This is a genomic window from Sinomonas sp. (assembly GCF_051955515.1).
GTDB lineage: Bacteria > Actinomycetota > Actinomycetes > Actinomycetales > Micrococcaceae > Sinomonas.
Map to the genome: position 1 here is coordinate 1 of NZ_JBQCGQ010000219.1, position 12,299 is coordinate 12,299.

The following is a 12,299-nucleotide window of genomic DNA, read 5'->3' on the forward strand; positions in this document are numbered from 1 at the left end:
GGTGTGGACGCCGACCGGGTCGAAGTTCTCGATCGAGCACACGACCACGACGTTGTCGTTCTTGTCGCGCATCATCTCGAGCTCGTACTCCTTCCAGCCGAGGATGCTCTCCTCGAGGAGCACCTCGGTGGTCGGGCTGTAGAGGAGGCCCTGGCCGACGATGCGGCGGAGGTCCTCTTCCGTGTACGCGAAACCGGAGCCTAGGCCGCCCATCGTGAAGGACGGACGGACCACGAGCGGGTAGCCGAGCCACTCGGCGGCGGAGAGCGCCTCGTCGATCGTATGCACGATCTGGCTCCGCGCGGACTCGGCGCCGCAGCGCTCCACGACGCCCTTGAACTTCTCGCGGTCCTCGCCGAGCTCGATCGCGTCGATGTTCGCGCCGATGAGCTCGACGCCGTACTTCGTGAGCACGCCGTTCTTGTCGAGGGCGATGGCGGTGTTCAGGGCGGTCTGCCCGCCGAGGGTCGGAAGGATCGCGTCCGGGCGCTCCTTCGCGATGATCTTCTCAACGACCTCGGGGGTGATGGGCTCCACGTACGTCGCGTCCGCGAACTCGGGGTCCGTCATGATCGTGGCCGGGTTCGAGTTGACCAGGATCACGCGGAGGCCTTCGTCCTTCAGGACACGAAGGGCCTGGGTGCCCGAATAGTCGAACTCGGCGGCCTGGCCGATGACGATCGGGCCGGAACCGATAACGAGGACGCTCTTGAGATCTGTACGCTTCGGCATTACTTCGCTTCCTCGCTCTGAGAAGTCTTCTGCTGGTCCAGTTGGCGCTGCTCTTCCATCAGGTCGATGAACCGGTCGAACAGGTACGCGGCGTCGTGCGGGCCGGCCGCCGCTTCCGGGTGGTATTGGACGGAGAACGCGGGGATGTCGAGGCAGGCCAGACCCTCGACCACTTGGTCGTTGAGGCTCACGTGACTCACCTCGACGCGCCCGTAGCGGGACTCGGGTGCCGGCGTCGGGCCGTCCAGCGGCGCGTCAACGGCGAAGCCGTGGTTCTGCGACGTGATCTCGACCTTGCCCGTCCGGCGGTCCATGACTGGCTGGTTGATGCCTCGGTGGCCGTAGCGCAGCTTGTAGGTCCCGAAGCCGAGAGCGCGGCCCAGAATCTGGTTTCCGAAGCAGATTCCGAAGTAGGGAATCTGCTCGTCGAGCACCGAGCGGAGCAGGTTGACCTGGACGTCTGCCGTGGCGGGGTCACCCGGGCCGTTGGACATGAAGAACCCGTCGGGGTTGACGGCCTTCACGTCGTCGAGTGTCGAGCCCGCCGGCAGGACATGCACGCGCACGCCGCGTTCGGCGAAACGGTGGGGTGTCATGGACTTGATGCCTAGATCGACGGCGGCGATGGCGAAGCGGGGTTCGCCATCCCAGCCGTGGTCGGCAGGCTCCACGACGTAGGCCTCGTCCACGCTCACCTCCTCGGCGAGGCGCGAGCCCTCCATCGCGGCGCTCGCGAGAACCTCGTCGAGGAGCTCCTTGTCGCTGCGCTCGGCGGCCTCTCCTGAGAAGATCCCGGCGCGCATCGTCCGGTGCTCGCGGAGATGGCGGGTGATGGCCCGGGTGTCGACGCCCTGGATGCCCACCACGCCCTGACGGGCGAGCTCGTCGTCGAGGCTGCCCTCAGAGCGCCAGTTCGAGGGACGGCGAGCCGGGTCGCGGACCACATACCCGGAGACCCAGATGCGTCGCGACTCGGGATCCTCATCGTTGACGCCGGTGTTCCCGATGTGCGGGGCCGTCTGGACGACGATCTGCCGCGCGTAGGACGGGTCTGTGAGCGTCTCCTGATAGCCCGTCATGCCGGTCGCGAAGACCGCCTCGCCGAGCGTGGTGCCCACGGCACCGTAGCTGCGGCCGCGGAACATCCGTCCGTCCTCGAGCACCAATACAGCCCTGGTCAGCTTGGCCGCCTGGTTCGTCATCTCACTCACTCTTCACTCTTCTTCCTGAGCGCGCCCTGCACTCATGAGGTCTTCGATTGCTGCCACCAGGGAACTCTTGTCGTCGGGCCTGCGGGTCCGGAACCCGGTGTCCACCGGCTTCTCCCCCAGACGCCACTCGACCACTACCAGCCCATCCCGCTCCACGAACTTTCCGGCCATCCCGCTCTCGAGGCGCACCTCCGCGAGGTCCGCCGCGGGGACCCACAGCGGCCCGGAGCCTGCCCTATCGAAGAGGATGCCGCCGTCGTACACCGCTGCGTCCGCTCGCGTGCGGATGCCGAGCCCATGCACGGCGACCCGGTCCAGCCAGTCCCCCGCCGCCGTCGTCGCGACGTACTGGCCCTCCACGCGGAAGCGCTCGCGGCCCGGAGCCTCGGGGAAAGGCAATGGCGCGGCGATATCAGACTGTCGTCGCTTCCGCGCCCGCCAACCCAGCCAGACGAGCAGAAGCAGCGCGACGGCGAGGATGACCGACGTGAGCGCCGTCAGCAGGTAGTCCATCAGCGAGCCGCCACCGCCGCCTGCGGATACCGCTCGTTGAGGGCACCCCCGAGCACCGTGGGGTGCCCACGGAAGAACGTCGCCACCACCCGGCCTGGGAGCTCGCGCCCGGCAAACGGCGAATTCCGGCCCTTCGTGGCCTGAATCGAGGGGTTGACCACCCAGCGCGCGGCGGGGTCGACGAGCACGAGGTTGGCCGGTTCCCCCTCGGAGAGGGGACGGCCCTGATCGCCGGCGCGGCCAATCTGCGCGGGCACCTCTGACATGGCCCGCGCCACCGCGCGCCAATCCATGAGGCCGCTCTCGACCATCGTGTGCTGGACTACCGATAGCGCCGTCTCGAGCCCCGTCATGCCCATTGCGGCCTGGGCCCACTCGCATTCCTTGTGCTCGCTCGGGTGCGGTGCGTGATCGGTGCCGACAACGTCGATCGTGCCGTCGGCAAGGGCCGCCCGCAGCGCCTCCACGTCGTCCTGCGTGCGCAGCGGCGGGTTCACCTTGTACACGGGGTCGTAGCTGCGCACGAGCTCGTCGGTGAGCCAGAGGTGGTGGGGCGTGACCTCGGCCGTGACGTTGATGCCCCGGGACTTCGCCCACCGGATGATCTCGACCGACCCGGCGGTGGAGACGTGGCAGACATGGAGGCGCGAGCCCACATGCTGGGCGAGCAGCACGTCGCGCGCGATGATGCTCTCCTCGGCGACGGCGGGCCACCCCGGGAGGCCGAGCACCGCCGAGACGGCGCCCTCGTTCATCTGCGCGCCAGCGGTGAGGCGCGGCTCCTGGGCGTGCTGGGCCACGACGCCGTCGAACGCCTTGACGTACTCGAGCGCGCGGCGCATGAGCACGGGATCGTATACGCACATGCCGTCATCGGAGAACATCCGCACGCGAGCGGCCGAATCTGCCATCGCCCCGATCTCGGCCAGCTGTTCGCCGGCAAGACCCACCGTCACCGCTCCCACGGGACGGACGTCGACCCAGCCGGCCCGCCGACCGAGGCTGTGCACTTGCTCGACGACGCCGGCCGTATCCGCGACCGGGTTGCTGTTCGCCATGGCGTGGACCGCCGTGTATCCCCCGAGTGCCGCCGCGCGGGACCCGGTCTCGACCGTCTCGGCGTCCTCGCGCCCCGGCTCGCGGAGATGGGTGTGGACATCGACGAGGCCCGGCAGGGCCACGAGGCCGTCCGCGTCGACCACAGAGGCGCCGGCGGGGGCGGTGATCGACCCGACGGCGGCGATTCGCCCGTCCTCGATGAGGAGGTCCGTGCGATCGCCGCCGTAGAGGGAGGCGCCGCGGACGAGATAGCTGGGAGCAGCCGCAGGGCTCGGGCTGGCGTTCGAGGCGGTCATCGCGTGGACTCCTTTGCGGACATGAGCAGGTAGAGGACGGCCATGCGGACGGACACGCCGTTGGCGACCTGGCGAAGCACCTGGGAGCGGTCCGAATCCGCGGCCACCGAGGAGATCTCGAGGCCGCGCACCATGGGACCGGGGTGCAGGATGACGGTGTCCTTGAACTCGGGCGCGGAGAAGCGGGCGAACCGCTCATCGCCCAGGCCCCAGAGCCGGGAGTATTCCGCCGTGGACGGGAAGTAGGAGGCATTCATGCGCTCGGCCTGGACGCGCAGCATCATGACGGCGTCCGGTGCCTCGGCGAGGGCCTCGTCGAGGTCGTAGCTCACCGCGCACGGCCACTGCTCGACGCCGAACGGCAGCAGGGTGGGCGGCGCCACGAGCGTGACCCGCGCTCCGAGCGTCGTGAGCAGCCAGACGTTGGACCGGGCCACGCGCGAGTGCAGGATGTCGCCCACGATCACGACGTGGGCGCCAGCCAGATCAGCACCCGTCGACGGTGTCCCTGCGACCTCTGCGAGGTGCCGGCGGAGGGTGAACGCGTCGAGGAGGGCCTGCGTGGGGTGCTCGTGGGTTCCGTCGCCCGCGTTGACGACTGCCGCGTTGATCCAGTCCGTCATGGCGAGCCGGTGCGGCGCCCCGGCCGCGGAATGGCGGATGACGACGGCGTCAGCACCGATCGCTTCCAGCGTCTGCGCCGTGTCCTTGAGCGACTCGCCCTTCGAGACCGAGGAGCCCTTCGCGGCGAAGTTGATGACATCCGCCGAGAGCCTCTTGGCGGCCGCCTCGAACGAGATGCGCGTCCGCGTCGAGTCCTCGAAGAAGAGGTTGACGACGGTCCGGCCGCGAAGGGCGGGCAGCTTGCGGACCTCGCGGTCATTGACCGCGGCCATCTCCTCGGCAGTGTCGAGGATACGGATCGCGTCCCCAGGGGTCAGGTCCCTCGTCGAGAGAAGATGCTTCACTGGATCTCCTCCTCGGCCGAGTCCTCATCGCGGGGTGCCTCGATGGCCACGTGGTCCTCGGTGAATTCCGGATCCCCGCCTTCGCCGTCGATTTCCGCGAGCCGTACACGGACCTTCTCGACCGCGGACGTAGGCAGGTTCTTCCCCACGTGATCGGCGCGGATGGGCAGTTCGCGGTGCCCGCGGTCCACGAGGACGGCGAGACGGACGATCCGCGGGCGTCCGAGGTCCACCAGGGCATCGAGCGCGGCGCGAATGGTGCGGCCCGAATAGAGGACGTCGTCCACCAGCACCACGACCTTGTTGTCGATTCCCTGCGAGGGGAGCCTGGTGGGCGATGGCGAGCGCGTGGGCTGTCGGGAGAGGTCGTCCCGGAACATCGTGATGTCGAGCTGCCCGACAATCTGCTCGGCCACGACCGTCGGATCGGCGGCTGCAAGCTTGCGGGCGAGCCGCACGGCAAGGGGATACCCCCGGCGTGGGATGCCGAGAAGCACAATGTCTTCCGAGCCCTTGTTGGCCTCGAGAATCTCATGCGCAATGCGCGTCAGGGCGCGGTCGATATCCGCTGCGCTCAGGACAACGCGGCCCGAGGGCGCGTGCGTCCGGGCAGCGGTCCGAGTCGCTTCCCCGTCTGCTGCGGCAGATGCCATGGCAGACCCCTTTCCCCGCCTCACAGGACGGAATTAAAAGGAAGTGAAGGCTGAACCGCCTTCAAAGCTATCACAGCCCGTCCGGTCGCCTCGGCGCCGTGTGGTGCGCGCTACACGGAAAGGGCTTGCGCACGCGGCTATGTTGGTGCAATGACGAGCAACGCTCCATGGCCGCCGCCGGCGAGCCGCCCCGGCCCGCCTCCAAGCGCAGTCTGGAACGTCCCCGTGCAGCCTCCACATCAGAGCGACACCGCCGGCCTCCGCGCACTCTTGCTCTCAGGTGCCGTGCTCGTCCTCGCGGGCCTCGCGCTCGTCGTGCCCTTTCTCCTCTCATCCACGGGAAGCGGAGGGCTGGCGATCGGCTTCGTCCTCTCGCTCGTTCCCCTCGTGATCGTGCTCGGCACGGTGGCGATCGTGGACCGGTGGGAGCCGGAGCCGAAGCGCCTCTTGGCCTTCGGCCTAGCGTGGGGCGCGGTCGTCGCTGTCGCCACCACGACGCTGGCTCAGCCCGTCTTCATGGCTGCTTTCGCCCCGTCCGGGGCGGGCCGGGACGCCACAAGGGAGTTCCTCGCGACGGTCGAGGCCCCGTTCGTCGAGGAACTCTCTAAGGGAATTGGCCTGCTGGTGCTGTTCCTGGCGGCGCGGAAGTACTTCGACGGCCCCGTGGACGGCGTGGTCTACGGCATGACGATTGCCGCCGGCTTCGCCTTCACCGAGAACATCCTCTACTTCGGCAGGGCCTTCGCCGAGAGCCAAGGCTCGCCGGCGGGCCTCGTGGTGGTCTTCATGCTGCGCGGCATCCTCTCCCCCTTCGCCCACGCGATGTTCACCGGCACCCTCGGAGCCATCGTGGGGTTCGCCGCACGCCGCTGGAACGCGGGCCTGGGGCTCGTCGCGTTCCTCGTGGGCCTCGTGCCCGCCATGCTGCTCCATCACCTGTGGAACAGTGCGGGCAGCAGCTTCTTCCTCGTCTACGCCGCGGTTCAGGTTCCCCTGTTCTGCGCGGCGATCGGCGGCGTATACCTGCTGCGGCGTGCCGACGCGCGCCTGACGCACCGGCGCCTCTCCGAATATGCGCGCGCCGGGTGGTTCACACCGCTCGAGGTGGACATGCTCGCAACCCCCAGAGGCCGCAGTGCGGGCCTACGCTGGGCCGCCTCGCGTGGTCGAGCCTCCGCCATGCGGCAGTTCATCCGGGTCGCGACCGAGCTTGCGTATACGCGCCAAAGGGCAGTGAGCGGACGCGATCTCGCGGGTTACCTCGTGGCGGAACAGGAGCTACTACGCGAGGCGGGCCGGCTCAGGGATGTTGTCGTCGCTCCCTGAACCTGCCCGCTTCGTGATGGTCTGTACCAGCCTGGATTCAGGCCAGCAGCGTCGGCTTGAGCTCCTGCAGGCGGCCCAGCAGACCGTTGACGAACCCCGGAGAGTCGTCCGTGGACATCGTGCGTGCGAGGGCAACGGCCTCGCTCACGGCAACGCCGTCGGGGACGTCGTCGTTGAAGAGAAGCTCCCAGGTGCCGATCCGGAGAATGACCCGGTCGACGGCGGGCATCCGCTCGAGCGTCCACCCCTGCGCGTACGTGCGCAGCAGTTCGTCGATCTGGCCCTGCTTGGCGATCACACCGGACACGATTTCCTCCGTGTACGGATTGATCTGCTGGTCGGTGTTCTCCAACCGCCGCTGAATCACCTCGGAAGGCGCAACTGAGCGCTGTTCAGCCTCGAAGAGGATGTCGAGGGCCCGGCTCCGGGCCTTGCCGCGGGCGCTCACTAGTCGTTGACACGTCCCAGGTAGCTGCCGTCGCGGGTGTCCACCTTGACCTTGGTGCCCGTCTCGACGAAGAGCGGAACCTGGATCTCATAACCGGTCTCGAGCGTGGCCGGCTTGGTGCCGGCGGACGAACGGTCGCCCTGCAGGCCCGGCTCGGTGTAGGTGATTTCGAGGGTCACGCTCGGCGGGAGCTCGATGTAGAGCGGGGAGCCCTCGTTGAGGGCAATGAGCACCTCTTGGTTCTCGAGCATGAAGTTGGCGGCGTCGCCGACGGCCTCGGTGGAGAGGTGGATCTGGTCGAAGTCCTGCGTGTCCATGAACACGAAGTCCGACCCGTCCTTGTAGAGGTACTGGTAGTCGCGGCGATCCACGGTGGCGGTGTCGATCTTGGCGCCGGCGTTGAACGTCCGGTCCACCACCTTGCCCGAGGTGATGTTGCGCATCTTGGTGCGCACGAACGCGCCACCCTTGCCGGGCTTGACGTGCTGGAATTCGATGACGTTCCACAGCTGGCCGTCAATCTTCAGCACGGTCCCGTTCTTGATGTCGTTGGTCGTTGCCACGTATCCCTCTCTTGTCTGCTCTTGTCTGCGCGCGTCGGGCGGTTGTCACGCGGAAATCAATAGTCCAGTCTACCCGCGTGCGTCAGGCGCTGCCGTAGCGCTCCTCGCGCGCGCGACCCAGGGCCACGGTGCTCGTGTAGATGAGGCTCGCATCAGCCGCAGCGGCGACGCGGAGTTCGAGCGCCTTCGCGAACGCTTCCTCGGCGGCTGCGAACTGTGCGCGGGTGAACTGGATCTTGCCCAGATACTGCTGGACCGTGGCCTCTCGCGGCGTTCCCTTCACCTCGGAGAGGATCTGGCGTGCACGCTCGAGTGCGCGGTCATTCCGATTCCCCAGGCGCATGACATCGAGTTCGAGGATCTTGAGGTGGAACGACTCCGGGTCCTTGTACCGCGCTTCGACGATGAGTTCGGCGGCCTCGCTCACGTGGCCGCGGGCGAGTTCGACGACGGCGCGGTCCTCGAGCGATCCGCTCGCCTCGAGCGCTGCCTCACAGCGTTCCTCGTCCACGACGACGGCGTTGAGCGTCTCGGGATCGACAGCGATGCCCGGGAAGCCCGCGTCGGGCCACTCGCGGCGGTCGATCATCATGCGGAAATCTCCGCGATCTCCTGATATGCGGCAAAGAGGAGCGAGGTGTCGGGGACCTCGAGAATCCCGGGCCGCGCCACGCCGTCGAGCACTACGAAGCGCAGGAGGTCTCCGCGGGACTTCTTGTCCCGGCGCATGCCGTCGAGGAGCGCCTGCCAGCGGTCGCCGCGATACGAGGTCGGAAGGCCGAGTCCCTCGAGAATGCTGCGGTGACGGTCGGCCACGGCGTCGTCGAGTCGGCCGACGCTTCGCGCCAGTTCGGCTGCGAACATCATGCCTACGCTCACCGCGGCCCCGTGGCGCCACTGGTAGCGTTCGGCAAGCTCGATGGCGTGGCCGAGAGTGTGCCCGTAGTTGAGGATTTCCCGGCGGCCGCTTTCCTTGAGGTCGCTCGAGACGACCTCTGCCTTCACCGCAACGGCGCGCTCGATGAGCTCGCGCAGCGCAGCGGACCCTGGATCCGTGCTGCCCGCCGGATCGCGCTCGATCAGTTCGAGGATGGCGGGGTCGGCAATGAACCCGCACTTCACGACTTCGGCGAGGCCGGAGACGAGTTCGTTCCGCGGGAGCGTGGAGAGGGCGCCGAGGTCGGCGAGCACCGCAGCAGGCGGATGGAAGGCGCCCACGAGATTCTTGCCCTCGGCGGTGTTGATGCCCGTCTTGCCGCCAACCGCCGCATCGACCATTCCCAGCAGGCTCGTCGGCAGGTGGACCACCCGCACCCCGCGCAGCCACGTCGCCGCGACGAAGCCAGCGAGATCGGTTACGGCGCCGCCACCCACGGACACGACCGCGTCCGAGCGGGTGAAGTCGTTCTGGCCGAGGACCTGCCAGCAGAAGGCCGCGACCTGGACGTGCTTGCCTTCCTCGGCGTCCGGGATCTCCGCCGTCAGTGCGGTGAACCCGTCGGCGGCCAGCGAATCCCGGACCGCGTCTCCGGTGGCGCGCAGGGCACGTGGATGGATCACGAGGACCCGCTGGACCCTCTCTCCGAGGATGGGCCCCAGGCGCCCGAGGAGGCCGTGCCCCACGACAACGTCATAGTTCTCATGGGGCTGCTCGCCCGTGACCTTGATGACGGTGTCTTGGCTGGGGGTCCTGGTATCAGTGTCGTCGCTCACGCGACAGCTCCTTCTGAACTGGGGACAACTGGTCTGCGACGGTCTGGGCGACTTGGGCAGCCGTCCCTCCCGCCGCGTGAACACGCAGTGTCGCGACGGATTCGTAGACGGGGCGACGGCGGTCCATGAGCTCGCGCCAGCTCTTCTCCGCCTCGCCGTGCAGGAGTGGGCGGTCCTCGCTCCCGGCGAGGCGCGACGCGACGTCCTCCCACGCGACTTCGAGGTAGACGACCTGATGGCCGGCAAGGCGCGCCCGGGTCTCCTCACGCAGCACCGCGCCACCGCCGAGCGCTATGACGACGCCCCGCGGATGCTCCTCGGTCAGCGCGTCCGCAACTGCCTGCGCCTCGAGGTCCCGGAAGCCTTCCTCCCCGCGCTCTGCGAAGATCTCTGGGATCGGGCCATGGGCACTCGTCACGCGGACGTCGATGTCGACGAAGTCCGCGCCGAGCAGCTGGGCAAGCTCGGCGCCGACCGACGACTTGCCGGACGCCATCGGCCCCATGAGGACCACCGTGGACTGGCCGGTTCCGAGGTCCGGAACGCCAGAGGTCATCGGATGACCGAATCCATCGCGGTCGGGATGTGCTCGAGGAACGCCTCGAGGTTCCTCCGCGTCTCCTCGATGGAGTCGCCGCCGAACTTCTCGAGCACGGCCTGCGCGAGGACGAGGGCCACCATCGCCTCCGCGACGACCCCGGCGGCCGGGACCGCGCAGACGTCCGAGCGCTGGTGGTGGGCCTTGGCCGCCTCGCCCGTGGTGATGTCGATCGTGCCCAGGGCACGGGGAACGGTGGCAATGGGCTTCATGGCAGCGCGCACCCGGAGGACGTCGCCAATGCTCATCCCGCCCTCGATTCCGCCGGCGCGGTTCGTCGAGCGGACGATCTTGCCCGAGTCGTCGCGGACGATCTCGTCATGGGCCTGCGAGCCGCGCCGGGCTGCCGTCCGGAAACCGTCGCCCACCTCGACGCCCTTGATCGCCTGGATGCCCATAAGGGCACCGGCCAAGCGCGCATCCAGCCTGCGATCCCAGTGAACGTAGCTTCCGAGGCCAGGCGGCAGCCCGTAGGCCAGCACCTCCACGACACCTCCGAGGGTCTCCCCCTCCTTGTGCGCCGCGTCGACTTCGTCGACCATCGTCGCGGACGTTTCAGGGTGGAAGCAGCGCAGCGGGTCGGCGTCCAGGAGATCCACGTCGGACGGGAGAGGGAGCGGCGCGTCCTCAGGGGCCGCAACCCCCGCGATCTGGGTCGTGTGGCTCACCAGTTCAATCCCGAGCTGGCGGAGAAAGTTCGCGGCAACGGTTCCGAGCGCCACGCGGGCGGCCGTCTCTCGCGCGGAGGCCCGTTCGAGGACCGGACGCGCTTCGTCGAAGCCATACTTCTGCATGCCCGTGAAATCTGCGTGCCCGGGCCGGGGCCGAGTGAGCGGAGCGTTCCGTGCCAGGCCCTCCAGCTCGTCGGCAGGCACGGGATCCGCGGCCATGACCTGCTCCCACTTGGGCCACTCCGTGTTGCCAACCTGAATGGCAACGGGCCCGCCCTGGGTGAGGCCGTGGCGGACACCGCCGAGGATCGTGACCTGATCCTGCTCGAACTTCATGCGCGCGCCACGGCCGTAGCCGAGCCGCCGCCGGGCGAGGGCACGCCGAATATCCTCACTGGTCAGCTCGACGCCAGCCGGAAGCCCCTCGACGATTCCCACGAGTGCCGGACCATGCGACTCCCCGGCGGTCAACCAACGCAACATGCCATCCATCCTGCCACGGGGCCCCACTAGCGCGTGCGCTGCGGGAGGCCCACTGAGTTACACATCACATCTATGACATCGAGTTGCCGGGCGTCCTCGCGTCCTGTGAAGAGCACGATCTGCTCAACAGCCTGATAGACAAGCATCTCGAGTCCGTGAAGCACTCTGCCGCCGCGCGCCTCCCACGCGAGTCCGAGCTGAGTGGGCCAAGGGTCGTAGGCGACGTCCAGCAGAACGCCGTCGACGCCATCGGCGTGGCCGTCGACTCTCCGCTCATCGCCATCCGCGAGGCTCGCCGCGAGCGTGTCCGCCGCCCTGGGCGGAAGGGTGCTCACGACGACGTCGGCCGCGCGCAGGGCTGCGACGCCGCCGTCGATACCCTCGATGCGGACGGCGAGCCCGAGCCGCGCCGCCAGGTCCACGGCCTCGCCAGTGCGCTCGGGCGAGCGGACGAGGAAGAGCACGGAGTCTGCGCCCAGATCGGCGATGGCGGCGACCGCCGCCAGGGCCGTGTTCCCGCCGCCGACGACGACGGGACGGTGCGCGCGGACGACCCCGGCGTGGCGAAACGCCTCGACGATCCCCCCGACATCCGTGTTGTGCCCCACGAGCCGCAGCTCACGGCTCGGTCCGGCGTGCTCGAAGGTTACGGTGTTGAGCGCACCGAGGGTGAGCGCGTGGCCAGAAAGTGCGTCGACGTAGTGGACAAGCGAGGACTTGAGCGGCATCGTTACCGAGAGGCCGCACCATCCCGACTCCGAGCGGACTCGAGCCACGAAGTCGCCCAACTGCTCCGGCACCAGATCGAACGCACCGTACTCGATGTCCTCCCCCAGCGCCGCATAGGCAGCTGCGTGCAGGGCGGGCGAGCGTGAATGACCGATCGGGTGGCCGAGGACGGCAGCCCGACGCCTGGGTGCGGTCACTGGCACTTCCCGGCGTTGGCGTTGCACCACTGCTGGTACTGCGCCACGTAGGTCTGGTGCTCGGCGTAGGTCTTGGCGAACTTCGTCTCCCCCGTGTCCAGGTTCACCGTGACCCAGAACAGGTAGTCATTCGCCGTCG

The 12,299-nt window shown here is 68.5% G+C and carries 14 protein-coding genes; 1 reads left to right on the forward strand and 13 read right to left on the reverse strand.

What is annotated here, in order from left to right:
- The 6 genes from ACTHL9_RS13000 to pyrR form a co-directional block, all read right to left on the reverse strand.
- On the reverse strand, positions 1-732 hold a 732-nt coding region (locus ACTHL9_RS13000), incomplete at its 3' end, for an ATP-binding protein (protein ID WP_440519647.1).
- Positions 732-1,934 (reverse strand): glutamine-hydrolyzing carbamoyl-phosphate synthase small subunit, encoded by a 1,203-nt coding sequence (carA, locus tag ACTHL9_RS13005; protein WP_440519667.1) that lies wholly within the window; start codon positions 1,932-1,934, stop codon positions 732-734. The genes carA and ACTHL9_RS13000, both read right to left, overlap by 1 nt.
- A gap of 12 nt (positions 1,935-1,946) precedes the next feature.
- On the reverse strand, positions 1,947-2,456 hold the full coding sequence (locus ACTHL9_RS13010; RefSeq protein ID WP_440519649.1) for a PH-like domain-containing protein: 510 nt from the start codon (positions 2,454-2,456) through the stop codon (positions 1,947-1,949).
- A complete protein-coding gene (locus ACTHL9_RS13015) occupies positions 2,456-3,811 on the reverse strand; it encodes a dihydroorotase (protein WP_440519650.1) in 1,356 nt (451 codons plus the stop codon). The genes ACTHL9_RS13010 and ACTHL9_RS13015 overlap by 1 nt, the downstream gene beginning before the upstream one ends.
- Entirely contained in the window at positions 3,808-4,779 is a 972-nt protein-coding gene (locus ACTHL9_RS13020; protein ID WP_440519652.1) for an aspartate carbamoyltransferase catalytic subunit, read from the reverse strand. Before ACTHL9_RS13020 ends, ACTHL9_RS13015 begins: the two co-directional genes overlap by 4 nt.
- Positions 4,776-5,432, reverse strand: a complete 657-nt coding sequence (gene pyrR / locus ACTHL9_RS13025) for a bifunctional pyr operon transcriptional regulator/uracil phosphoribosyltransferase PyrR (protein ID WP_440519654.1) — start codon at positions 5,430-5,432, stop codon at positions 4,776-4,778. The genes ACTHL9_RS13020 and pyrR overlap by 4 nt, the downstream gene beginning before the upstream one ends.
- 150 nt (positions 5,433-5,582) lie before the next feature.
- Between pyrR and ACTHL9_RS13030 the strand changes: the two genes are divergently transcribed.
- Positions 5,583-6,758 carry a PrsW family intramembrane metalloprotease gene (locus tag ACTHL9_RS13030; RefSeq protein WP_440519655.1) on the forward strand — a complete coding sequence of 392 codons (1,176 nt, stop codon included), beginning with the start codon at positions 5,583-5,585 and terminating at the stop codon, positions 6,756-6,758.
- A 37-nt stretch (positions 6,759-6,795) separates the two neighbouring features.
- Here the strand turns inward: ACTHL9_RS13030 and nusB are convergent, their stop codons facing one another.
- The 7 genes from nusB to ACTHL9_RS13065 all read right to left on the reverse strand — a co-directional run bounded on the left by nusB (position 6,796) and on the right by ACTHL9_RS13065 (position 12,160).
- Complete coding sequence (gene nusB, locus ACTHL9_RS13035; RefSeq protein ID WP_440519657.1) at positions 6,796-7,206, reverse strand: transcription antitermination factor NusB; 411 nt, start codon at positions 7,204-7,206, stop codon at positions 6,796-6,798.
- A complete protein-coding gene (gene efp, locus ACTHL9_RS13040; protein WP_440519658.1) occupies positions 7,206-7,769 on the reverse strand; it encodes an elongation factor P in 564 nt (187 codons plus the stop codon). The genes nusB and efp overlap by 1 nt, the downstream gene beginning before the upstream one ends.
- A gap of 82 nt (positions 7,770-7,851) precedes the next feature.
- The gene (locus tag ACTHL9_RS13045) at positions 7,852-8,361 is read right to left on the reverse strand and encodes a tetratricopeptide repeat protein (protein ID WP_440519660.1); all 510 of its coding nucleotides are present in this window, start codon (positions 8,359-8,361) and stop codon (positions 7,852-7,854) included.
- On the reverse strand, positions 8,358-9,482 hold the full coding sequence (aroB, locus tag ACTHL9_RS13050; RefSeq protein WP_440519661.1) for a 3-dehydroquinate synthase: 1,125 nt from the start codon (positions 9,480-9,482) through the stop codon (positions 8,358-8,360). The genes ACTHL9_RS13045 and aroB overlap by 4 nt, the downstream gene beginning before the upstream one ends.
- Entirely contained in the window at positions 9,466-10,038 is a 573-nt protein-coding gene (locus tag ACTHL9_RS13055) for a shikimate kinase (RefSeq protein WP_440519662.1), read from the reverse strand. The genes aroB and ACTHL9_RS13055 overlap by 17 nt, the downstream gene beginning before the upstream one ends.
- The gene (gene aroC / locus ACTHL9_RS13060) at positions 10,035-11,234 is read right to left on the reverse strand and encodes a chorismate synthase (protein ID WP_440519664.1); all 1,200 of its coding nucleotides are present in this window, start codon (positions 11,232-11,234) and stop codon (positions 10,035-10,037) included. The genes ACTHL9_RS13055 and aroC overlap by 4 nt, the downstream gene beginning before the upstream one ends.
- Before the next feature lie 26 nt (positions 11,235-11,260).
- Positions 11,261-12,160, reverse strand: a complete 900-nt coding sequence (locus tag ACTHL9_RS13065; protein ID WP_440519665.1) for a shikimate dehydrogenase — start codon at positions 12,158-12,160, stop codon at positions 11,261-11,263.
- Between the last annotated feature and the right edge of the window lie 139 nt (positions 12,161-12,299).